Origin of the sequence: Streptococcus mitis (assembly GCF_016658865.1) — a bacterium.
Classification (GTDB): Bacteria; Bacillota; Bacilli; order Lactobacillales; family Streptococcaceae; genus Streptococcus; species Streptococcus mitis_BT.
Window position 1 is genome coordinate 605223 of record NZ_CP067992.1, and the last position, 22333, is coordinate 627555.

The window sequence follows — 22333 nt, forward strand, 5'->3', positions numbered from 1 at the left end:
GGATGGAAGCATGACTAAGAAAATTGTAGCTATTTGGGCCCAGGATGAAGAGGGTGTGATTGGTAAGGACAATCGTCTGCCTTGGTATTTGCCAGCAGAATTGCAACACTTTAAAGAAACAACTCTGAATCATACTATCTTGATGGGACGCGTGACCTTTGATGGGATGGGACGTCGACTGCTTCCAAAACGGGAGACCTTGATTTTGACGCGTAATTTGGAAGAAAAGATAGATGGGGTTACTACTTTTTATGATGTCCAGTCTGTCTTGGGCTGGTATCAGGCTCAAGAAAAGAATCTCTATATTCTTGGTGGAAAGCAGATTTTTCAGGCTTTTGAACCCTACCTTGATGAAGTGATTGTGACTCAAATTCATGCTCGGGTGGAAGGAGATACCTATTTTCCTGAAGAGTTTGACTTGTCTCTTTTTGAGACGATTTCAAGCAAATCCTATACCAAAGATGAGAAAAATCCTTATGATTTTACCATCCAATACCGCAAGAGAAAGGAAGTCTAATGGAACGTAGTATATTTGGTTTTTTCACAGCCATGCTGTGCTTGGTCTGCTTGCTTGCAGGAGCACAGGCTTTTCGTAAAAAGCGCTATGGACTTTCTGTCCTGCTCTGGTTAAATGCCTTTACCAATTTGGTCAATAGTATCCATGCTTTTTACATGACCTTATTTTAGATAGAATGACAGTATAGAATAGAACGGAAGGAAATCATGCCTACAAATAGGAATAATGATATGATGGTTTATTGCTCATTTTGTGGCAAAAGCCAAGAAGAAGTACAAAAAATAATCGCTGGGAACAACGCCTTTATCTGTAATGAATGTGTGGAGTTGGCCCAGGAAATCATTCGAGAGGAGTTGGCTGAGGAAGTCTTGGCAGACTTGTCTGAGGTGCCAAAACCAATCGAACTCCTCCATATCTTGAACCACTATGTAATCGGTCAAGATCGTGCTAAACGTGCCTTGGCAGTAGCTGTTTACAACCACTACAAACGTATTAATTTCCACGATACGCGTGAAGAGTCAGAAGATGTGGATTTGCAGAAGTCAAACATCTTGATGATTGGACCAACTGGTTCAGGGAAAACTTTCCTTGCTCAGACCTTGGCTAAGAGCTTGAATGTGCCTTTTGCGATTGCAGATGCGACAGCTCTGACTGAGGCTGGTTATGTGGGTGAGGATGTGGAAAATATCCTTCTCAAACTATTGCAGGCTGCTGACTTTAACATCGAACGTGCAGAGCGTGGGATTATCTACGTGGATGAAATTGACAAGATTGCCAAGAAAAGCGAGAACGTTTCTATCACACGTGATGTTTCTGGTGAAGGGGTACAACAAGCCCTTCTCAAGATTATCGAGGGAACCGTTGCCAGCGTACCACCTCAAGGTGGACGTAAACATCCACAACAAGAGATGATTCAAGTGGATACAAAAAATATCCTCTTCATCGTGGGTCGTGCCTTTGATGGTATCGAAGAAATTGTCAAACAACGTCTTGGAGAAAAAGTCATCGGATTTGGTCAAAACAATAAAGCGATTGATGAAAACAGCTCATACATGCAAGAAATCATCGCAGAAGATATTCAAAAATTTGGTATTATCCCAGAGTTGATTGGGCGCTTGCCAGTCTTTGCAGCTCTGGAGCAATTGACAGTGGATGACTTGGTTCGCATCTTGAAAGAGCCAAGAAATGCCTTGGTGAAACAATACCAAACCTTGCTTTCTTATGATGATGTCGAGTTGGAATTTGACGACGAAGCCCTTCAAGAAATCGCCAATAAGGCCATCGAACGGAAGACAGGTGCGCGTGGTCTTCGCTCAATTATTGAAGAAACCATGCTAGATGTCATGTTTGAAGTACCGAGTCAGGAAAATGTGAAATTGGTTCGCATCACAAAAGAAGCTGTCGATGGAACGGATAAACCAATCTTGGAAACAGCCTAGAGGTGACTATGGAAATCAATACACACAATGCTGAAATCTTGCTCAGTGCGGCGAATAAATCCCACTACCCACAGGATGAACTGCCAGAGATTGCCCTAGCAGGGCGTTCAAATGTTGGCAAGTCTAGCTTTATCAACACCATGCTGAATCGTAAGAATCTGGCCCGTACGTCAGGTAAGCCTGGTAAAACTCAACTTCTCAACTTCTTTAACATTGATGACAAGATGCGCTTTGTGGATGTGCCTGGTTATGGTTATGCCCGCGTTTCTAAAAAGGAACGTGAAAAGTGGGGGCGCATGATTGAGGAATACCTAACGACTCGGGAAAATCTGCGTGCGGTGGTTAGTCTAGTTGACCTCCGTCATGACCCATCAGCAGATGATGTGCAGATGTACGAATTTCTCAAGTATTATGAGATTCCAGTCATCATTGTGGCGACCAAGGCGGACAAGATTCCACGTGGTAAATGGAACAAGCACGAATCAGCAATCAAAAAGAAATTAAACTTTGACCCAAGTGATGACTTTATCCTCTTTTCATCTGTCAGCAAGGCAGGGATGGATGAAGCTTGGGATGCAATCTTAGAAAAATTGTGAGGAAAAGAAAATGGCAAAAACAATTCATACAGACAAAGCTCCAAAGGCTATCGGACCCTATGTTCAAGGAAAAATCGTTGGCAACCTTTTGTTTGCTAGTGGTCAAGTTCCTCTCTCTCCTGAAACTGGGGAAATCGTTGGAGAAACGATCCAAGAACAGACAGAACAAGTCTTAAAAAACATCGGTGCTATTTTGGCAGAGGCAGGAACTGACTTTGACCATGTTGTCAAAACAACTTGTTTCTTGAGCGATATGAACGACTTTGTTCCTTTTAACGAGGTTTACCAAACGGCCTTTAAAGAGGAATTTCCAGCTCGTTCAGCAGTAGAGGTAGCTCGTCTTCCTCGTGATGTAAAAGTCGAAATCGAAGTCATCGCAGAGATTGGATAAGCTAGTTGAAGTTTGGTTCTGCCAAACTTCTTTTGATATAAGGAGAAAAAGATGACAAAGAAACAACTTCACTTGGTGATTGTGACAGGAATGAGTGGTGCAGGGAAAACAGTTGCCATTCAGTCCTTCGAAGATTTGGGTTATTTTACTATTGATAATATGCCTCCAGCTCTCTTGCCTAAGTTTTTGCAGTTGGTGGAAACAAAGGAAGACGACCATAAGTTGGCCTTGGTAGTAGATATGCGTAGCCGTTCTTTCTTCTCAGAGATTCAAGCTGTTTTGGATGAGTTGGAAAACAAGGAAGAACTGGACTTTAAAATTCTCTTTTTGGATGCAGCTGATAAGGAATTGGTCGCTCGTTACAAGGAAACCAGACGGAGTCACCCACTAGCTGCAGATGGACGGATTTTGGATGGCATCAAGCTGGAACGTGAACTCTTGGCGCCTTTGAAAAATATGAGCCAAAATGTGGTGGATACAACTGAACTTACTCCTCGTGAACTGCGTAAAACCATTGCAGAGCAGTTTTCTGATCAGGAACAAGCCCAGTCTTTCCGTATCGAAGTCATGTCTTTTGGCTTTAAATATGGAATCCCGATTGATGCAGACTTGGTTTTTGATGTCCGTTTCTTGCCAAATCCATACTACCTTCCAGAACTGCGAAACCAAACGGGTGTAGATGAACCAGTTTATGACTATGTCATGAATCACCCTGAGTCAGAAGACTTCTATCAACATTTGTTGGCCTTGATTGAGCCGATTTTGCCAAGTTACCAAAAGGAAGGTAAGTCCGTTTTGACCATTGCTATGGGTTGTACGGGTGGGCAACACCGTAGTGTGGCCTTTGCTAAACGCTTGGCGCAGGACTTATCCAAGAATTGGCCTGTTAATGAAGGGCATCGCGACAAAGACCGAAGAAAGGAAACGGTAAACCGTTCATGAGAAAACCAAAGATAACGGTGATTGGTGGAGGGACTGGGATCCCCGTCATTCTTAAAAGTCTGCGTGAAAAAGATGTGGAAATCGCTGCTATCGTAACGGTGGCCGATGATGGTGGTTCATCAGGTGAACTCCGAAAAAACATGCAGCAGTTGACACCGCCAGGAGATCTCCGCAATGTCCTTGTGGCCATGTCGGATATGCCTAAGTTTTATGAGAAAGTCTTTCAGTATCGCTTTTCTGAAGATGCAGGAGCCTTTGCTGGTCATCCATTGGGTAATCTCATCATTGCTGGCTTGTCAGAAATGCAGGGTTCGACCTATAATGCCATGCAGTTACTGAGCAAATTTTTCCATACAACTGGGAAGATTTATCCTTCCAGTGACCATCCATTGACCCTTCATGCAGTCTTTCAGGATGGGACAGAAGTGGCTGGAGAGAGTCATATTGCAGACCATCCAGGCATGATTGACCATGTCTATGTGACCAATACCCTCAACGATGATACGCCTCTGGCCAGTCGTCGAGTAGTGCAGACCATTCTTGAAAGTGACATGATTGTCCTCGGACCTGGTTCCCTCTTTACCTCGATTTTGCCCAATATCGTGATTAAGGAAATCGGGCAGGCACTTTTGGAAACCAAGGCAGAAATCGCCTATGTCTGCAATATCATGACCCAACGTGGGGAGACGGAACACTTTACAGATAGTGACCACGTAGAGGTCTTGCATCGTCACCTTGGCCGACCTTTTATCGATACTGTCTTGGTGAATATTGAAAAAGTGCCTCAGGAATACATGAATTCCAACCGTTTTGATGAATACTTAGTGCAGGTGGAACATGATTTTGCTGGTCTTTGTAAGCAAGTTCCGCGCGTGATTTCCTCTAACTTCCTTCGTCTGGAAAATGGGGGTGCCTTTCACGATGGAGATTTGATCGTGGATGAGTTGATGCGGATTATACAGGTGAGAAAATGAGTTTCACAGTAGCAGTAAAAGAAGAAATCTTAGGTCAACACCATCTGAGCCGGCATGAATTATCTGCCATTATCAAAATGTCTGGCAGTATCGGTCTCTCGACTTCGGGTTTGACCTTGTCTGTCGTGACAGAAAATGCTAAATTGGCTCGTCACCTCTATGAGTCCTTTCTCCATTTCTATGAAATCAAATCAGAAATTCGCCATCACCAACGGAGCAATCTTCGCAAGAATCGAGTCTATACCGTTTTTACAGATGAAAAGGTGCAGGACTTGTTGAGTGATTTGCACTTGGCAGACTCTTTCTTTGGCCTGGAAACAGGTATTGATGAGGCAATTTTATCAGACGAGGAAGCAGGTCGTGCTTATCTTTGTGGCGCTTTCTTGGCAAATGGAAGCATTCGTGACCCTGAGTCAGGCAAGTACCAGTTGGAAATCAGTTCTGTTTATCTGGACCACGCGCAAGGGATTGCCTCTCTTCTCCAGCAATTTTTACTGGATGCCAAGGTTCTTGAGCGCAAGAAGGGGGCTGTGACCTATCTCCAGCGTGCCGAAGACATTATGGACTTCTTGATCGTCATCGGAGCCATGCAGGCGCGTGATGACTTTGAGAGAGTAAAGATTTTGCGAGAAACCCGTAATGACCTCAATCGGGCTAATAATGCCGAAACAGCTAATATCGCTCGGACAGTTTCTGCCAGCATGAAGACTATCAACAATATCAGCAAAATTAAAGATATTATGGGCTTAGAAAATCTGCCGGTGGATTTGCAGGAGGTAGCGCAATTGCGGATTCAGCACCCAGACTACTCTATCCAGCAGTTAGCAGATAGTCTCAGCACTCCCCTTACAAAAAGTGGTGTCAACCACAGACTCAGAAAGATAAACAAATTAGCCGATGAACTATAAAACCACGAATCGTAGGACTCGTGGTTCTTTTTTATAAACTAGTAGAGTGTTTTGGTTGCACTTTTTGCTCAGGGTCGATGTAGTTGATAGCATTGTTGACAGCAGTTGGAGCTTCGCCCAGTCCTGTCGCAATCAAATCAATTTTTCCGTCATAGTAGCAGCAGTCACCGATAGCATAGATACCTGCTTGGCTGGATTCTTGTTTGCTGTTGACGATAATCTTGTGGCGGTTGAGGTCCAGCCCCCAGTTTTTAAGGTTACCGACAGAAGATTTGAAACCATAGTTGACAAAGAGGTGGTCTAGGTCAATCGTTTCTGTTTCGTCAGATTTAACTTTTGTGATTTCAAGTTTATCGAGCGTTTTTCCATCTCCAAGGAGTTGGCTAGGGACGAATGGTGTCTTGATGGATACAGATGATTCTTGCAAGGCTTGGACACTGTGCTCCAAGGCGCGGAAATTATCTCTGCGGTGGACAAGGGTAGTCGGCGCAATTTTTTCAAAAGCCAAAGCCCAATCCACAGCCGAGTCTCCTCCACCAAGAATCGTCACTTTCTTACCAGCATATTGCTGGATGTTGGAAACGTGGTAGTGGATATTTTCATAACCCTCAACGCCTTCTAGTTCTAGAGGACGTGGTTTAAAGGCACCGCCACCCATAGCGATGATAACAGTTTTAGAAAGGTGACTTCCTTTAGAAGTTGTAATTACAAAGCCTTGATCTTGTTTTTCAATCTCAAGAACCGTTTCGTTGAGATGAATAGGGGTATCAAAGCCATTTAATTGCTCGATTAGACGGTTGGTCAATTCTTCTCCAGTCAGGTTTGGGAAACCTGGAACGTCTAGGATTTCCTTTTCAGGATAGAGGATGGCAGGTTGTCCACCTAACTGGGGAAGAGAGTCGATGATTTGGACCTTGGCTTGGCGTAGGTGGGCGTAAAAGGCCGCAAAAAGACCGACAGGACCACCACCTACAATGGTAATATCATATAGCTGAGACATGGTTTCTCCTTTGTTTTTTTCTAGTCAGTTTATTTTATCATATTTTTTCTTTAATTTAAAATGAAGTAGGATAGGGAAAAAAATGTCAGAAAAATGGTATAATAGAAAGGAACGTGTTTGGACAGAGAGGAGACAGCAGATGAACTTTCAACAATTATCCAACCTGCAATATTGGACTAGCTTGTTTTCTAGTCCTTGGAGTATTGCCATCAATCTGTTTGATATTTTGATTGTGGCCTATATTTTATATCGTTTTACAAAAGCGATAGCTGGCACCAAGATTATGATTTTGGTGCGTGGGGTCGTGATCTTTGTATTAGCCCAGGTTGTAGCCAATATCCTTGGTTTAACAACGATTTCTTGGTTGATTAATCAGATTATCACCTATGGGGTTATTGCTGCGGTTGTTATCTTCTCTCCAGAGATTCGGACTGGTTTGGAACGTTTGGGAAGGGCAACAGATTTCTTTTCTACTACTCAAATTAGTTCAGAAGAGCAAATGATTCGTGCCTTTGTCAAGTCAGTTGAATACATGAGTCCTCGTAAGATTGGTGCTCTGGTTGCCATTCAACGAGTTCGGACCTTACAAGAATACATCGCGACAGGAATTCCCTTGGATGCCAATATTTCAGCTGAACTCCTTATTAATATCTTTATCCCCAACACTCCCCTACACGATGGTGCTGTGATTATCAGAGAAAATCGGATTGCAGTCACCTCTGCCTATCTGCCCTTGACAGAAAGCACAGGGATTTCCAAGGAATTTGGGACCAGACACCGGGCGGCTATCGGTTTGTCAGAAGTATCCGATGCCTTGACCTTCATCGTCTCAGAGGAAACAGGTGGCATTTCTATTACCTATAACGGTGTTTTCAAGCACGACTTGACGATTGAAGAATTTGAAGCAGAGCTACGAGCAATTCTTTTGCCAGCCGTTGAGGAAAAAGTCAGTTTCAAGGACCGTTTGTTAGGAGGTTGGAAATATGAGAAAAAATAGTCTATACATCATTTCATCTCTCTTTTTTGCTTGTATCTTATTCATCTATGCAACGTCAACCAACTTTCAAAATAGTAATACCGCAAGGCAGGTTAAATCAGAAACTTACACCAATACGATAACGAACGTTCCTATCGTTATTCACTATGATGATGACCAGTATTTCATTAGCGGATTTGCATCAGAAGTTTCAGTGGTATTAACCGGAGCCAATCGTGTGACCTTGGCCAGCGAAATGCAGGAGAGCACTCGTAAGTTTAAGGTAACTGCTGATTTGACGGATGCCAGTGTTGGAACGATTGAAGTTCCCTTGAATATTGAAAATCTTCCAAGTGGATTGACCGCTGTGGCAACGCCTCAAAAGATTACAGTGAAAGTTGGGAAGAAGGTTAAGCGAGATGGGATGCTTGTTGTGCCACAAGTTGACCAAAGCCAGATTGATCCCAAGTTACAAATTGATAGTATAACCGTGTCAAACGAACGAGTTTCGGTCACAACTGACCAGGAAACATTAGCTAAGATTGACAAAGTTATTGCGCTTTTACCAACCAGCGAACGAATAACAGGTAATTACAGTGGTTCAGTACCTTTGCAGGCAATCGATCGCAATGGTGTTGTCTTACCGGCAGTTATTACTCCGTTCGACACGACAATGAAGGTGACTACAAAACCAGTAGCACCAAGTTCAAGCACATCAAATTCAACAACAAGCAGTTCGTCGGAGACATCTTCGTCAACGAAAGCAACTAGTTCAAAAACGAATTAAAAATAGGAAAAGGATTTTATAAAAATGGGTAAATATTTTGGGACTGATGGAGTCCGTGGAGAAGCTAACGTAGAATTAACGCCAGAATTGGCCTTTAAACTAGGACGTTTTGGAGGCTATGTTCTTAGCCAACATGAAACGGAAGCACCGAAAGTTTTTGTAGGACGTGATACACGTATTTCTGGGGAAATGCTAGAATCTGCCTTGGTAGCTGGTCTTCTTTCAGTTGGTATTCACGTATACAAACTAGGTGTTTTGGCAACACCAGCAGTAGCTTACTTGGTAAAAACTGAAGGAGCAAGTGCTGGTGTCATGATTTCTGCTAGCCACAATCCAGCCCTTGATAACGGAATTAAGTTCTTTGGCGGTGATGGCTTCAAACTGGACGATGAAAAAGAAGCAGAAATTGAAGCCTTGCTAGACGCTGCGGAAGATACTCTTCCTCGTCCAAGTGCAGAAGGCTTGGGAACCTTGGTAGATTATCCAGAAGGCTTGCGTAAGTATGAAGGCTACCTTGTTTCAACTGGAACTCCTCTTGAGGGAATGAAGGTTGCCTTGGACACAGCAAACGGTGCGGCGTCTACAAGTGCCCGTCAAATCTTTGCAGACCTTGGCGCTCAATTAACTGTTATCGGGGAAACACCAGATGGTCTTAACATCAACCTTAATGTTGGTTCAACTCACCCAGAAGCTCTTCAAGATGTGGTCAAAGAAAGCGGCTCAGCTATTGGTTTGGCCTTTGACGGAGACAGTGACCGTTTGATTGCTGTTGATGAAAATGGCGACATCGTTGATGGTGACAAGATTATGTACATCATCGGGAAATACCTTTCTGAAAAAGGACAATTGGCCCAAAATACAATCGTGACAACTGTTATGTCCAACCTTGGTTTCCACAAGGCCTTGGACCGTGAAGGCATTAACAAGGCAGTGACTGCAGTTGGCGATCGCTATGTTGTGGAAGAAATGAGAAAATCAGGCTACAACCTCGGTGGTGAACAGTCTGGTCACATCATCTTGATGGACTACAATACAACGGGTGATGGTCAATTATCAGCTGTCCAATTGACAAAAATCATGAAGGAAACTGGTAAGAGCTTGTCAGAGTTGGCTGCAGAAGTAACTATCTATCCACAAAAATTAGTCAATATCCGAGTGGAAAATGCCATGAAGGAAAAGGCTATGGAAGTTCCAGCTATCAAGGCTATCATCGAGAAGATGGAAGAAGAAATGGCAGGGAATGGGCGTATTCTTGTTCGCCCAAGTGGAACAGAGCCCCTTTTGCGTGTCATGGCAGAAGCGCCTACAACAGAAGAAGTGGACTACTATGTTGATACCATCGCAGACGTAGTTCGAGCTGAAATCGGGATTGACTAAATCCTAGAAAACTAGATGAAAATAAAAAATTATGGTACAATAGCTTATAATATTGTAGCCGAGGGAGAAAGACATGAATCTTAAACGTGAACAAGAATTTGTTAGTCAGTATCATTTTGATGCGCGTAATTTTGAATGGGAAAATGAAAATGGAGCTCCTGAAACTAAGGTGGATGTGAACTTCCAATTACTCCAACATGACCAAGAAAATCAAGTGACTTCTTTAGTGGTTGTCTTAAGTTTTATGATTGTCTTTGACAAATTTGTTATCAGTGGAACGATTTCCCAAGTTAACCATGTGGAAGGTCGTATTGTCAATGAACCAAGTGAGTTTAATCAAGAGGAAGTTGAAACTTTGGCTCGTCCATGTTTGAACATGCTCAACCGTTTGACTTACGAAGTAACTGAAATTGCATTAGACTTACCAGGAATCAATTTGGAGTTCTAATATGAAATTAGCTGTTATCACAGATTCTTCTGCCTATCTCAGTGCAAAGACCTTGCAAAGAGAAGATTTGTATGTCTTGGATATTCCTGTCAATATTGATGGTGAGGAGTATGTCGAAGGCATCAATCTGACTGCTGAGGAATTTTACCAAAAAATGGCTCAGGCTTCTGAATTGCCTAAGACCAGTCAACCAAGTATTGCAAAGTTAGATGAGATTCTAACTTCGCTCAAAGAACAAGGCTATACACATGTTTTGGGGCTTTTCCTATCTTCTGGAATTTCAGGTTTTTACCAAAATATCCAGTATATGATAGAAGAATATGAGGGCTTAACCATTGCCTTCCCAGACACTTTGATTACAAGTGCTCCTCTGGGTATCATGGTTGAAAGTGTCTTTAACTGGCGAGACCAGGGCGATGATTTTGCCATCATTCAGGATAAGCTAGCTATTCAGATTAGTCACACATCTGCTTTCATCATGGTGGATGACTTGGACCACTTGGTTAAAGGGGGACGCCTTTCAAATGGAGCTGCGATTTTGGGCAATCTGCTAAGCATTAAGCCGATCCTATATTTCAACGACCAAGGTGTGATTGAAGTATACGAAAAAGTTCGTACTGAAAAGAAAGCAACCAAGCGCTTAATTGAGATTATCAAGGAAGCCACAGCTTCAGGCCAATATCGTATCATTGTCATTCACGGAAATGCCCCTGAAAAGGCTGAGGAATTGCGTCAGCACTTACTTGAATCTGGAGTAGGTATGGATGTTTCACTTGCTACATTTGGTAGTGTCATTGGAACACACCTAGGAGCAGGAAGTATTGCTCTGGGTTATATTCCAGTGATTTAGTTGGCGTTTCTAGGCTAGTTAAGAAATAGCAATTGAACCGGACTACCTGCCTCTTGAAAAAAGATGCTTGTCTTGGCTTTCATGGAAAGTCAGCGCCATCCCATATTTTTCATGGGCAACTAAGGTCCTTTGTATCTTGATAATTGAACACGCCTGTTATCCTGTGTGAAAAAGATAGGTCTTCCAAGGAGTATCTACTCCTTGATCAGAACTCCTATTTTCACTTTGTGTTCTTGCAGGCTTTGTATCTTAGACAGGAGTAGAGATGTGTATTCGAGTAATTATTGCTGGTTTTAAGGGAAAGATGGGCCAGGCTGCTTGTCAGATGGTCTTGGCTGATCCAGACTTGGACTTGGTAGCAGTTTTGGATCCTTTTGAGTCTGATTCAGAATGGCAGGGAATTCCTGTTTTCAAGGATAAGGCTGATTTGGTCGATTTTGAAGCGGATGTCTGGGTAGACTTTACTACACCAGCTGTTGCCTATGAAAATACACGCTTTGCTCTTGAAAATGGCTTTGCTCCAGTAGTTGGAACGACTGGTTTCACAAGTGAAGAAATTGCAGAGCTAAAAGAATTTTCTCGTGCCCAAGATTTGGGTGGTTTGATAGCTCCAAATTTCGCCTTGGGTGCTGTTTTACTCATGCAATTTGCAAGGCAGGCTGCTAAATATTTCCCAAATGTGGAGATTATCGAGCTCCATCATGACAAGAAAAAGGATGCCCCGAGTGGAACAGCTATTAAAACAGCTGAGTTAATGGCAGAAGTTCGAGAGTCTACCCAGCAAGGTGCGCCTGATGAGGAAGAATTGATTACAGGTGCCCGTGGTGCTGATTTTGATGGCATGCGTATTCACTCAGTTCGTTTGCCAGGTTTGGTAGCCCATCAGGAAGTCATCTTTGGAAATCAAGGAGAAGGATTGACCCTCCGTCATGACTCCTATGATCGTAGCTCCTTCATGACAGGGGTGAATTTGGGAATTAAAGAAGTTGTCAAGCGTCATGAGCTTGTCTATGGATTAGAACACTTATTATGAGATTAACGCAAATGCCTTCTGAATTTCAGAAGGCTTTACCAGTATTAGAAAAAATTAAAGAAGCAGGCTTTGAGGCCTATTTTGTTGGGGGTTCCGTCAGAGATGCCCTTCTCAATCGTCCCATCCATGATGTGGATATTGCGACGTCTTCTTATCCAGAAGAGACCAAGCAGATTTTTCCTCGAACAGCCGATATCGGAATCGAACATGGAACCGTCTTGGTCTTAGATGGGGATGAGGAGTATGAGGTAACCACTTTTCGGACAGAGGATGTCTATGTGGACTATCGCAGACCCAGTGCGGTTTCCTTTGTGCGTTCGCTAGAAGAAGATCTCAAACGCCGTGATTTTACAGTCAATGCCTTTGCCTTGGATGAGACAGGAGAAATCATTGACTTGTTCCATGGTTTAGAAGATTTGGAAAAGCAAGTCTTACGAGCAGTTGGAGTGGCTAGTGAGCGTTTCAACGAAGACGCTCTGCGGATTATGCGTGGTTTTCGTTTTCAGGCTAGTCTTGGCTTTGAGCTTGAGTCAGAAACATTTAAAGCTATGAAGACTTTGACGCCACTTTTGGAGAAAATTTCTGTGGAGCGTACCTTCGTTGAGTTTGATAAACTCTTGCTGGCTCCATTTTGGAGAAGGGGCTTGGCTTCCATGATTGAGAGTCAAGCTTATGACTATCTCCCTGATATGGCAGCTAGCCAGGACAAGCTTAACAGACTGTTTGATTTGGAGACTGATTTCACCTTTGAATCCTCTGAACAAGCCTGGGCGGCTTTACTGTGGGCTTTGGAGATTGAAAATGCGCAGCCATTTTTGAAAGCTTGGAAGACCTCACGTCAGTTTGCCAAGCAAGTTCAGGATTTGCTGACTATTTTGGCCTTGCGTGAAAAGGGAGAATTGAGCAAGCGCGATTGTTATCGCTTTGACTTGGATTTACTTTTACAGGCTGAAAATCTTCGTCAGGCCCAAGGAAAAGAAGTCAACCCACAAGCCATCACAGAAACCTATCAGAGTTTGACCATTCATGACAAGAAAGAAATCCAAATCAACGGTGGTATTTTGATTAAGGAATATGACTATCAGCCGGGCCCAGACTTGGGAGAGATTTTAACAGAAATTGAATATGCCATTGTCGATGGAACATTGGAAAATGACCGACAAGCCATCCATGCTTATCTGAGGGAGAAAAAATGAGTGATTTTATCGTTGAAAAACTAAGTAAATCCGTCGGTGACAAGACCGTTTTTAAGGATATTTCCTTTATTATCCATGACCTAGACAGAATTGGTCTGATTGGTGTCAATGGAACAGGGAAGACCACCCTTTTAGATGTTCTTTCTGGTGTTTCTGGCTTTGATGGGGATGTCAGTCCCTTTTCAGCTAAGAATGATTACCAGATTGGTTACTTGACCCAAGATCCTGATTTTGATGATAGCAAGACGGTATTGGATACAGTCCTATCCAGCGATCTCAAGGAGATACAGCTTATTCGTGAGTATGAATTGATCATGCTCAACTACAGTGAGGACAAGCAGGCGCGTTTGGAACGGGTTATGGCGGAAATGGACTCTCTCCAAGCTTGGGAAATTGAGAGTCAGGTCAAGACGGTTCTTAGCAAGCTGGGCATTCAGGAATTATCTACTCCTGTCGGGGAATTGTCAGGTGGCCTAAGAAGACGGGTCCAGTTGGCGCAAGTTCTTCTTGGCAACCACGACCTCTTGCTTTTGGATGAGCCGACCAACCATCTGGATATTGCGACTATTGAGTGGCTGACCCTCTTTTTGAAAAATTCTAAGAAGACCGTCCTTTTTATCACCCACGATCGCTATTTCCTAGACGCTTTGTCAACTCGGATTTTCGAATTGGATCGCGCAGGCTTGACCGAATATCAGGGCAATTATCAGGACTATGTTCGCCTAAAGTCAGAACAGGATGAGCGCGACGCGGTTCTTCTTCACAAAAAAGAACAACTCTACAAACAAGAATTGGCCTGGATGCGCAGACAACCGCAGGCGCGTGCGACCAAGCAGCAGGCTCGTATCAATCGTTTCCATGACCTGAAAAAGGAAGTTTCAGGCAGTACTGCTGAGACAGACTTGACTATGAACTTTGAAACCAGTCGGATTGGGAAGAAAGTTATCGAGTTTCAGGATGTTTCTTTTGCCTATGAAAACAAGCCTATTTTGCAAGATTTTAATCTCTTGGTGCAGGCCAAAGATCGTATCGGAATCGTTGGGGATAACGGTGTTGGGAAATCAACTCTGCTCAATCTGATTACAGGAAGTCTTGAGCCAACTGAAGGACAAGTTGTGATTGGGGAAACTGTTCGCATCGCCTATTTCTCTCAGCAAATTGAGGGCTTGGATGAAAGCAAGCGAGTGATTAATTATTTGCAGGAAGTGGCAGAAGAGGTCAAGACCAGCGGTGGTTCTACGACTTCGATTGCAGAGCTGCTGGAGCAGTTTCTTTTCCCACGTTCGACGCATGGAACCTTGATTGAGAAATTGTCAGGGGGAGAGAAAAAACGTCTTTATCTTCTCAAATTGCTCTTGGAAAAACCAAATGTTCTTCTTTTAGATGAGCCAACCAATGATTTGGATATTGCAACCTTGACAGTTTTGGAGAATTTCTTGCAAGGTTTTGCTGGTCCAGTTTTGACAGTTAGCCATGACCGTTATTTCTTAGATAAGGTAGCGACCAAGATTCTCGCTTTTGAGGATGGCAAGATTCGTCCTTTCTTTGGTCATTATACCGATTATCTTGATGAAAAAGTCTTTGAAACAGAGATGGCCAATCAAGTGCAAAAAGCCGAAAAGGAAAAAGTCGTTAAGGTTCGAGAAGACAAGAAACGCATGACCTACCAAGAAAAGCAGGAGTGGGCAAGTATTGAAGGCGATATTGAAGCTTTGGAAAATCGTATCGCTGCTATTGAAGAGGAGATGCAGGCTAATGGGTCCGACTTTGGTAAGCTGGCTACTCTCCAAAAAGAACTAGATGAGAAAAACGAAGCACTCCTTGAAAAATATGAACGCTATGAATATCTAAGTGAGTTGACATGATGGAAGAAAAAGTCATTAAACGTAGTCCCAAGAAAATCATTTGGAACGCTTTGTTTGGCTTTTTTTCCGAGCTTTTCTTCTTGTTATCTCTTTATTATTTCCACTCGCATTCACAAAAGGGAACCAGATTTCATACGATAAGTCTTTTGTTAATGCTGGTTTTACTTTTTTATGCTGGAGTAGGAGTTTATCTGATTTACAGACTTTTAAGTTCGGACAAGGAATATTTGAAATTTACTGTTCAGGGATTTTACTACAAACCGAATCCAAAGAAAGCCAGTCATTTCTATGCTTGGGCTGATGTAGAGGAATTTTCTTTCTCTCGGATTCGAGGGAAGTACAGGGATTCCTATCGGATTGAAGTTTATTTTAAAAACAAGGAAAATGAGAAATCTCAATCACTTCTAGCTCTACTGAAGAGAAGGTGTTGCCCTTTTCATCAGCCAGCAGATTTAATCATCCCTATCTTTCTACTAGATGTAGGACTTCCTGAAAGGGTCTATGAGATCATGAAATACTATGAAAGAGAATGGCGTATCGAACAAAATCGTCAAGCAAGAAAAGAGGCAAAACAAGCTTCGAAAAGCAAATCTTCCAAACCGTCATAGTCTGTCTTTGCTTAAAGTAGAATAATCAAAAAGGCCCTATCCATTGGATAGGGTCATTGTTTGTCTTCTTTTTTAGTTTCTTGATGAAAGATATTTTGCCAAGTTTCGTGACGGCGCCAGATACTGGTATGGATGATACCATCTAACTCATAGCAGATGAGTTTTGTTTTCTGACTGATGGAAGTGATTTGGATATCCTTGATAGCAGAATTCAAGTCTTTTTCGGCTTTATATGCCTCTTTATCCATCTGTTCTCCATCCTGACGAATATAGACAAAATCATCAGCCAAGAGTTCTTCCAGTTGATTTCCTTGGTCAATCAATTGTTCACGCATAAGCAATTTTTTATAGACATTGTCCAAAATCTCATCCTCAGGTATAGGTGCTGGTTCGATATGGACATCGATATCAAAGACTCCAAAACGTTCCTCCAGCATAGACTCGACTTGATCCGCGATTTCATGACTCTCATAAACAGACAAGTCGGGATTCATTTCCAGCGTAATATCCAGGTAGATGTTGCTACCGTAGGTACGACCTCTTTGGGACTTAACCTTGCTGATTTTGGGAATTTCCATAATGGCCTTTTGATATTCCTCAAGCAGACGGTCATCAAAACCATCTGAAAGACTAAAGGAAGACTCGATAAAGATATCATAGGCAGTTTTCAAGATAAAGAAAGTGATGATGATAGCAACCAGTTTATCCACAATGGGATAATTGAAACTGCTGGCTAGGATGGCAATGGTAGTACCAAGTGAGGTGACAGCATCAGAAAGATTGTCCTTAGCGGCAGCCTTCAGTGCCTTGGAGTTGGATTTCTTACTGAGACGAGTATTGTAGAGATAGACCACAAACATGATTGCTGCAGACATAATTCCTAGAGTTGCACCAAGAGGATCAATGACCGTTTCTTCATGACTGAGAATTTTTTGAATGGTATCCCGAAGTACATCGAAACCGACATAAAACATGATGATGGAAGTGATTAAGCTAGCCAAATCCTCAATCTTCCAGTGGCCAAAACGGTGGTCTCGGTCTGCAGGCTGGCGCGCCATCCGAATCCCAATCAAGAGGGCCACATTTCCAATGATATCCGATACGTTGTTAAAACCATCTGCCACCAAACTGGATGAATGGAGGAGGTGCCCAGTTGCTAATTTGGCTGCAGACAAGATCAAATAGGTCGAAATACTGATAATGGCCCCACGTTCAGCTAACTTGAGATTTGAGATAGATTGCTTCATTCAACTTCCTTTCTAGTCATATAGCATTCTACCATTATACTGGTTTTCAAGGGAAAATTCAAATAAGGCAGTTTTTACTCTTTGAAAACTTTTCAAAATTTGGTATAATAGTACTACTCAAGGGAGTAGCTGGCAGAAACCTGTGATAGTGTCGTCATTCCGAATTTTATACTGAAAAGTATGCTTTCCGGCACTATCTTAAACAGCGAGACTTGTTATGATTAACAGGTCTCTTTTTGTTTGTCGTGAAAAGATGCGATGAGGAAAAAGAGAGTCTGTTTTGCACACAATGTCAAGGAGGAGACACATGTCAAAAGAACAAAAACGCCAAGCGTTTTACACTCAGAGTCCTGAAGAGGTCTTGAAGGCTGTGGATGCGACCGAGCAAGGTTTGTCATCAAGTGAGGCGGAAAAGCGCCTTGCAGAATTTGGCCACAATGAACTCGAAGAAGGCGAGAAACGATCAATCCTGGTCAAATTTATCGAGCAATTTAAGGATTTGATGATTATCATCCTAGTTGCGGCAGCTATTTTGTCAGTTGTGACTTCTGGTGGGGAAGATATCGCAGATGCCATTATCATCCTAGCCGTGGTTATCATTAACGCTGCCTTTGGTGTTTACCAAGAAGGAAAAGCCGAAGAAGCCATCGAAGCCCTCAAATCCATGTCAAGTCCAGCTGCCCGCGTTCTTCGCGATGGTCACATGGCTGAGATTGATTCAAAAGAATTGGTTCCTGGTGATATCGTTGCCCTCGAAGCAGGTGATGTTGTACCTGCAGACCTACGTTTGCTAGAAGCCAACTCTCTTAAAATCGAAGAAGCAGCTCTTACAGGTGAGTCTGTGCCAGTCGAAAAAGACTTGACAGTTGAACTTGCTACAGATGCTGGTATCGGTGATCGTGTCAACATGGCCTTCCAAAACTCTAACGTTACTTATGGTCGTGGTCTTGGTGTTGTTGTCAATACTGGTATGTATACTGAAGTTGGTCATATTGCTGGTATGCTTCAAGATGCGGATGAGACTGATACACCACTCAAACAAAACTTGAACAACCTTTCTAAGGTCTTGACCTATGCAATTTTGGTCATTGCCCTTGTTACTTTTGTAGTGGGTGTTTTCATTCAAGGGAAAGATCCACTTGGTGAGTTGATGACCTCTGTTGCGCTTGCTGTTGCAGCCATTCCAGAAGGGCTTCCTGCTATCGTAACCATCGTTCTTGCCCTAGGTACTCAAGTTTTAGCCAAACGAAACTCTATCGTTCGGAAGTTGCCAGCAGTAGAAACACTTGGTTCAACTGAAATCATCGCTTCTGATAAGACTGGTACGCTGACTATGAACAAGATGACAGTCGAAAAAGTCTTCTACGATGCAGTCCTACATGACTCAGCTGATGACATTGAACTGGGTCTTGAAATGCCGCTTCTACGTTCAGTAGTCTTGGCTAATGATACTAAGATTGATGTGGAAGGTAACTTGATTGGTGACCCAACCGAAACAGCCTTTATCCAATATGCCTTGGACAAGGGCTACGATGTCAAAGGATTCTTAGAGAAATATCCTCGTGTGGCTGAGTTGCCATTTGATTCTGAACGTAAGCTCATGTCAACGGTTCACCCGTTGCCAGATGGTCGTTTCCTTGTAGCAGTCAAAGGTGCGCCAGACCAACTCTTGAAACGTTGTGTTCTTCGTGATAAGGCTGGGGATATTGCTCCGATTGATGAGAAGGTTACAAACCTCATTCACACAAACAACTCTGAAATGGCTCACCAAGCCTTGCGTGTCCTTGCTGGTGCTTATAAGATTATTGATAGTATTCCAGAAAATCTGACTTCTGAAGAGCTTGAAAATGATTTAATCTTCACTGGTTTGATTGGAATGATTGACCCTGAACGTCCTGAGGCAGCTGAGGCTGTTCGTGTAGCCAAGGAAGCTGGAATCCGTCCAATCATGATTACGGGTGACCATCAAGACACTGCAGAAGCTATTGCTAAACGTTTGGGAATCATTGATGCAAATGATACAGAAGGTCACGTTTTAACTGGTGCTGAGCTCAACGAACTATCTGATGAAGACTTTGAAAAAGTAGTTGGTCAATACTCTGTTTATGCCCGTGTGTCTCCAGAGCACAAGGTTCGTATTGTGAAGGCTTGGCAAAAACAAGGTAAAGTCGTTGCCATGACAGGTGACGGTGTCAATGATGCACCAGCTCTGAAAACAGCCGATATCGGTATCGGTATGGGAATCACTGGTACAGAGGTTTCTAAGGGTGCATCTGACATGATCCTTGCAGATGATAACTTTGCGACTATTATCGTTGCAGTTGAAGAAGGACGTAAGGTCTTCTCAAATATTCAAAAGACTATTCAGTACCTACTTTCTGCCAATACTGCTGAAGTATTAACTATCTTCCTATCAACCTTGTTTGGTTGGGATGTCTTACAGCCAGTTCATCTTTTGTGGATCAACTTGGTAACCGATACTTTCCCAGCTATCGCTCTAGGTGTTGAGCCAGCTGAGCCTGGTGTCATGAACCATAAACCACGTGGACGCAAGGCAAGCTTCTTCTCAGGTGGTGTTTTGAGTTCTATCATCTATCAAGGTGTACTCCAAGCAGCTATTGTTATGAGTGTTTATGGCCTTGCTCTTCTTTACCCAGTTCACGTGGGTGATAATCATGCCATTCATGCAGATGCCCTTACTATGGCCTTTGCAACCCTTGGTTTGATTCAACTCTTCCATGCCTATAATGTCAAGTCTGTTTACCAATCCATCTTGACAGTTGGCCCATTCAAGTCTAAGACTTTCAATTGGTCTATCTTGGTATCCTTCATCCTTCTCATGGCAACAATCGTCGTAGAACCGCTTGAAGGTATCTTCCACGTAACCAAACTAGACTTGTCTCAATGGGGAATTGTTATGGCTGGAAGCTTCTCAATGATTATCATTGTCGAAATCGTTAAATTTATCCAACGTAAACTCGGTTTTGACAAGAATGCGATTTAAAAAAAGTCATCTTCGGATGGCTTTTTGTTACAGTTGAGGGAAAGGGCTTGCAGTTATCGGCTTTTGTGCTATAATTGCTATAATATAGTAAAAAGAAAGAGGAGTGTGAGGAAGTGGAGAAGAAAATTGTAAAGGATATTTTATTTTTATCTCAGGTGTCTCAACCGGCAAGTCAAGAAGATCTTTATCTTGCCAGAGATTTGCAGGATACACTCTTAGAAAATCGCGAGACCTGTGTTGGTTTAGCTGCCAATATGATTGGGGTGCAGAAGCGCGTGATTATCTTTAATCTTGGCCTGGTTCCTGTTGTCATGTTTAACCCAGTGCTCCTGTCTTTTGAAGGAGCTTATGAGACAGAGGAAGGCTGTTTGTCCTTGGTAGGTGTGAGACCTACTAAGCGCTATGAAACTATAAGGGTTGCCTATCGTGACAGCAAGTGGCAGGAACAGACCATTACCTTGACAGGCTTCCCAGCCCAGATTTGCCAGCATGAACTGGATCACTTGGAAGGACGAATCATTTAGGAGGAAAGCAAATGAAACGAATAGTCTTTGAACTTATTTTTATCGCAACGACCTGGTATATCTTTTTACCACCTCTTAACCTGACCAGCTGGGAATTTCTCTTTTTCCTCTGTGGGCATATGCTGCTTGTAGCAATCTTATTTGGCTTTGGCAAGGGAATCAATCTGGTCAAAACGGTTCATGTGCGCCACGGCAAGGCGGAAGCTGCTTTAAATCTTGAGGGTTTCAAAATCAATCGGTTAGGGAAAGTTCTTTTAGCTTCTATTGGAGGAATTCTTCTCTTGGCTGGTTTAGTTTCCTTGGTGACCTCCAGCATTTTTCAGGCTAAAAATTATGCCAATGTAGTCACGGTGACGGAAAAAGACTTTACTGAATTTCCTAAGACTGACACCAGTAAGGTTCCTATCTTAGATAGAAGTACCGCTGAAAAAATTGGGGACCGCTACTTGGGTTCCCTAACGGATAAGGTGTCGCAGTACGTAGCCGCAGACACCTATACCCAATTGACGATTGATGGGAAACCTTATCGAGTTACGCCACTAGAATATGCAGACCCTATCAAGTGGTTTAACAATCAAGCCAAGGGAATCGGCGAGTATATCAAGGTGGACATGGTAACTGGAAATGCCAACTTGGTGGACTTGAAGACACCAATCAAATATTCAGACTCGGAGTATTTTAACCGTGATGTCAAGCGTCACCTACGCTTGAAGTACCCAACTAAGATCTTCAAGACTCCATCATTTGAGGTGGACGATGAGGGCAATCCTTTCTATGTAGCAACGGTTTACCAAAAGCAATTTGGGCTTGCGGTTCCTCGTCCAGTTTCAGTCATTATCTTGGATGCTACAAATGGAGAAACCAAGGAATACAGCTTATCAGATGTTCCAGAATGGGTGGACAGGGTTTATCCAGCTGAGGAAACCATTGAGCAAATCAACTACAACGGCAAGTACAAGGACGGGTTCTGGAATGCCATGATTTCCAAGAAAAATGTGACCCAGACTACCAAGGGCTATAATTACTTGTCTATAGGCAATGACATCTATCTCTACACAGGTGTGACGTCGGCCAATGCAGATGAGAGTAACCTTGGTTTCATCCTTGAAAACATGCGAACAGGAGAAATCACCAAGTACAGCTTGGCTTCAGCAACCGAAGAATCAGCCCGTGAATCAGCAGAAGGTGCTGTTCAGGAGAAATCCTACAAGGCAACCTTCCCAATCCTCATCAACCTCAATGACAAGCCTCTATACATCATGGGCTTGAAGGACAATGCTGGCTTGGTCAAAGAGTACGCCCTGGTAGACGCAGTCGAGTACCAAAATGTTATCGTAGCTACTACAGTGGAAGAGTTGCTCAGCAAGTATGCCAATAAAAACGACCTTGAGATTGATAGTGCAACAATAGAAAGCATCAAGGGTGTGGTAGCAGACCTCAGATCAGCTGTTATCAAGGGTGATACCGTCTACTTCTTTAAAGTTGATGGCAAGATTTACAAGGTCAAGGCCTCTGTATCTGATGACCTCCCTTACCTCGAAAATGGTAAAACCTTCGAAGGTCAAGTAGGTAAAGACAATTATCTCAAGACATTTAAAGTGCAGTAAGATAAACCTCGGTCAAACCGAGGTTTTTCAGATGAATTTCTTGG

General features: G+C 42.9%; 22 protein-coding genes. 20 read left to right on the forward strand and 2 right to left on the reverse strand.

The window, feature by feature from the left end:
* The first annotated feature begins 10 nt into the window (after positions 1-10).
* The 8 genes from JJN14_RS03175 to whiA are packed head-to-tail and all read left to right on the forward strand — an operon-like array spanning position 11 to position 5767.
* Positions 11-517: a dihydrofolate reductase gene (locus JJN14_RS03175; protein WP_201058887.1), complete on the forward strand. Its 507-nt coding sequence runs from the start codon at positions 11-13 to the stop codon at positions 515-517.
* Positions 517-687, forward strand: a complete 171-nt coding sequence (locus JJN14_RS03180) for a hypothetical protein (protein ID WP_000442260.1) — start codon at positions 517-519, stop codon at positions 685-687. Before JJN14_RS03175 ends, JJN14_RS03180 begins: the two co-directional genes overlap by 1 nt.
* 36 nt (positions 688-723) lie before the next feature.
* Positions 724-1956: an ATP-dependent Clp protease ATP-binding subunit ClpX gene (gene clpX / locus JJN14_RS03185; protein ID WP_201058888.1), complete on the forward strand. Its 1233-nt coding sequence runs from the start codon at positions 724-726 to the stop codon at positions 1954-1956.
* 8 nt (positions 1957-1964) lie between these two features.
* Positions 1965-2552, forward strand: a complete 588-nt coding sequence (yihA, locus tag JJN14_RS03190) for a ribosome biogenesis GTP-binding protein YihA/YsxC (protein WP_000405202.1) — start codon at positions 1965-1967, stop codon at positions 2550-2552.
* 10 nt (positions 2553-2562) lie between these two features.
* Entirely contained in the window at positions 2563-2943 is a 381-nt protein-coding gene (locus JJN14_RS03195; protein WP_001140420.1) for a RidA family protein, read from the forward strand.
* 51 nt (positions 2944-2994) lie between these two features.
* Complete coding sequence (gene rapZ, locus JJN14_RS03200; protein ID WP_020903049.1) at positions 2995-3885, forward strand: RNase adapter RapZ; 891 nt, start codon at positions 2995-2997, stop codon at positions 3883-3885.
* Complete coding sequence (locus JJN14_RS03205) at positions 3882-4859, forward strand: YvcK family protein (protein WP_001231075.1); 978 nt, start codon at positions 3882-3884, stop codon at positions 4857-4859. Before rapZ ends, JJN14_RS03205 begins: the two co-directional genes overlap by 4 nt.
* Complete coding sequence (gene whiA / locus JJN14_RS03210) at positions 4856-5767, forward strand: DNA-binding protein WhiA (RefSeq protein WP_049540853.1); 912 nt, start codon at positions 4856-4858, stop codon at positions 5765-5767. Before JJN14_RS03205 ends, whiA begins: the two co-directional genes overlap by 4 nt.
* Positions 5768-5798: 31 nt before the next feature.
* On the opposite strand, the gene JJN14_RS03215 is transcribed toward whiA, so the two are convergent.
* A complete protein-coding gene (locus JJN14_RS03215) occupies positions 5799-6767 on the reverse strand; it encodes an NAD(P)/FAD-dependent oxidoreductase (protein WP_064275963.1) in 969 nt (322 codons plus the stop codon).
* A gap of 139 nt (positions 6768-6906) precedes the next feature.
* Between JJN14_RS03215 and cdaA the strand changes: the two genes are divergently transcribed.
* The 9 genes from cdaA to JJN14_RS03260 all read left to right on the forward strand — a co-directional run bounded on the left by cdaA (position 6907) and on the right by JJN14_RS03260 (position 15907).
* Positions 6907-7764 carry a diadenylate cyclase CdaA gene (cdaA, locus tag JJN14_RS03220; RefSeq protein ID WP_236253711.1) on the forward strand — a complete coding sequence of 286 codons (858 nt, stop codon included), beginning with the start codon at positions 6907-6909 and terminating at the stop codon, positions 7762-7764.
* Positions 7751-8530 carry a YbbR-like domain-containing protein gene (locus JJN14_RS03225; protein WP_042750804.1) on the forward strand — a complete coding sequence of 260 codons (780 nt, stop codon included), beginning with the start codon at positions 7751-7753 and terminating at the stop codon, positions 8528-8530. The genes cdaA and JJN14_RS03225 overlap by 14 nt, the downstream gene beginning before the upstream one ends.
* Positions 8531-8554: 24 nt before the next feature.
* Positions 8555-9907: a phosphoglucosamine mutase gene (gene glmM, locus JJN14_RS03230; protein WP_201058890.1), complete on the forward strand. Its 1353-nt coding sequence runs from the start codon at positions 8555-8557 to the stop codon at positions 9905-9907.
* A 73-nt stretch (positions 9908-9980) separates the two neighbouring features.
* Positions 9981-10355 carry a DUF1149 family protein gene (locus JJN14_RS03235; RefSeq protein ID WP_049487011.1) on the forward strand — a complete coding sequence of 125 codons (375 nt, stop codon included), beginning with the start codon at positions 9981-9983 and terminating at the stop codon, positions 10353-10355.
* Between the two features lies 1 nt (position 10356).
* Positions 10357-11205, forward strand: a complete 849-nt coding sequence (locus JJN14_RS03240; RefSeq protein ID WP_064275959.1) for a DegV family protein — start codon at positions 10357-10359, stop codon at positions 11203-11205.
* Between the two features lie 265 nt (positions 11206-11470).
* Entirely contained in the window at positions 11471-12238 is a 768-nt protein-coding gene (gene dapB / locus JJN14_RS03245; protein WP_201058891.1) for a 4-hydroxy-tetrahydrodipicolinate reductase, read from the forward strand.
* A complete protein-coding gene (locus tag JJN14_RS03250; protein WP_314726014.1) occupies positions 12235-13434 on the forward strand; it encodes a CCA tRNA nucleotidyltransferase in 1200 nt (399 codons plus the stop codon). The genes dapB and JJN14_RS03250 overlap by 4 nt, the downstream gene beginning before the upstream one ends.
* Positions 13431-15299, forward strand: coding sequence for an ABC-F family ATP-binding cassette domain-containing protein (locus JJN14_RS03255; RefSeq protein WP_201058892.1), 1869 nt, complete (start codon positions 13431-13433; stop codon positions 15297-15299). Before JJN14_RS03250 ends, JJN14_RS03255 begins: the two co-directional genes overlap by 4 nt.
* Complete coding sequence (locus JJN14_RS03260) at positions 15296-15907, forward strand: hypothetical protein (protein WP_201058893.1); 612 nt, start codon at positions 15296-15298, stop codon at positions 15905-15907. Before JJN14_RS03255 ends, JJN14_RS03260 begins: the two co-directional genes overlap by 4 nt.
* Positions 15908-15960: 53 nt before the next feature.
* On the opposite strand, the gene mntE is transcribed toward JJN14_RS03260, so the two are convergent.
* The gene (mntE, locus tag JJN14_RS03265; RefSeq protein ID WP_201058894.1) at positions 15961-17154 is read right to left on the reverse strand and encodes a CDF family manganese efflux transporter MntE; all 1194 of its coding nucleotides are present in this window, start codon (positions 17152-17154) and stop codon (positions 15961-15963) included.
* A 307-nt stretch (positions 17155-17461) separates the two neighbouring features.
* Here mntE and JJN14_RS03270 point away from each other — a divergent pair, with 307 nt between their 5' ends.
* The 3 genes from JJN14_RS03270 (at position 17462) to JJN14_RS03280 (ending at position 22289) form a co-directional block, all read left to right on the forward strand.
* The gene (locus tag JJN14_RS03270) at positions 17462-20158 is read left to right on the forward strand and encodes a cation-translocating P-type ATPase (protein ID WP_201058895.1); all 2697 of its coding nucleotides are present in this window, start codon (positions 17462-17464) and stop codon (positions 20156-20158) included.
* Between the two features lie 113 nt (positions 20159-20271).
* Complete coding sequence (locus JJN14_RS03275) at positions 20272-20682, forward strand: peptide deformylase (protein ID WP_115904126.1); 411 nt, start codon at positions 20272-20274, stop codon at positions 20680-20682.
* Positions 20683-20693: 11 nt separating this feature from the next.
* Positions 20694-22289, forward strand: coding sequence for a hypothetical protein (locus tag JJN14_RS03280; protein ID WP_201058896.1), 1596 nt, complete (start codon positions 20694-20696; stop codon positions 22287-22289).
* The last annotated feature ends 44 nt before the right edge of the window (positions 22290-22333 follow it).

Coding starts and splice junctions, on each gene's coding strand:
- cdaA (WP_236253711.1), top strand. CDS start 6,907: ATGAACTTTCAACAATTATCCAACCTGCAATATTGGACTAGCTTGTTT.
- whiA (WP_049540853.1), top strand. CDS start 4,856: ATGAGTTTCACAGTAGCAGTAAAAGAAGAAATCTTAGGTCAACACCAT.
- JJN14_RS03195 (WP_001140420.1), top strand. CDS start 2,563: ATGGCAAAAACAATTCATACAGACAAAGCTCCAAAGGCTATCGGACCC.
- clpX (WP_201058888.1), top strand. CDS start 724: ATGCCTACAAATAGGAATAATGATATGATGGTTTATTGCTCATTTTGT.
- rapZ (WP_020903049.1), top strand. CDS start 2,995: ATGACAAAGAAACAACTTCACTTGGTGATTGTGACAGGAATGAGTGGT.
- JJN14_RS03235 (WP_049487011.1), top strand. CDS start 9,981: ATGAATCTTAAACGTGAACAAGAATTTGTTAGTCAGTATCATTTTGAT.
- yihA (WP_000405202.1), top strand. CDS start 1,965: ATGGAAATCAATACACACAATGCTGAAATCTTGCTCAGTGCGGCGAAT.
- JJN14_RS03175 (WP_201058887.1), top strand. CDS start 11: ATGACTAAGAAAATTGTAGCTATTTGGGCCCAGGATGAAGAGGGTGTG.
- JJN14_RS03260 (WP_201058893.1), top strand. CDS start 15,296: ATGATGGAAGAAAAAGTCATTAAACGTAGTCCCAAGAAAATCATTTGG.
- JJN14_RS03205 (WP_001231075.1), top strand. CDS start 3,882: ATGAGAAAACCAAAGATAACGGTGATTGGTGGAGGGACTGGGATCCCC.
- JJN14_RS03270 (WP_201058895.1), top strand. CDS start 17,462: ATGTCAAAAGAACAAAAACGCCAAGCGTTTTACACTCAGAGTCCTGAA.
- JJN14_RS03250 (WP_314726014.1), top strand. CDS start 12,235: ATGAGATTAACGCAAATGCCTTCTGAATTTCAGAAGGCTTTACCAGTA.
- JJN14_RS03215 (WP_064275963.1), bottom strand. CDS start 6,767: ATGTCTCAGCTATATGATATTACCATTGTAGGTGGTGGTCCTGTCGGT.
- JJN14_RS03255 (WP_201058892.1), top strand. CDS start 13,431: ATGAGTGATTTTATCGTTGAAAAACTAAGTAAATCCGTCGGTGACAAG.
- JJN14_RS03280 (WP_201058896.1), top strand. CDS start 20,694: ATGAAACGAATAGTCTTTGAACTTATTTTTATCGCAACGACCTGGTAT.
- JJN14_RS03240 (WP_064275959.1), top strand. CDS start 10,357: ATGAAATTAGCTGTTATCACAGATTCTTCTGCCTATCTCAGTGCAAAG.
- dapB (WP_201058891.1), top strand. CDS start 11,471: ATGTGTATTCGAGTAATTATTGCTGGTTTTAAGGGAAAGATGGGCCAG.
- JJN14_RS03180 (WP_000442260.1), top strand. CDS start 517: ATGGAACGTAGTATATTTGGTTTTTTCACAGCCATGCTGTGCTTGGTC.
- JJN14_RS03225 (WP_042750804.1), top strand. CDS start 7,751: ATGAGAAAAAATAGTCTATACATCATTTCATCTCTCTTTTTTGCTTGT.
- glmM (WP_201058890.1), top strand. CDS start 8,555: ATGGGTAAATATTTTGGGACTGATGGAGTCCGTGGAGAAGCTAACGTA.
- mntE (WP_201058894.1), bottom strand. CDS start 17,154: ATGAAGCAATCTATCTCAAATCTCAAGTTAGCTGAACGTGGGGCCATT.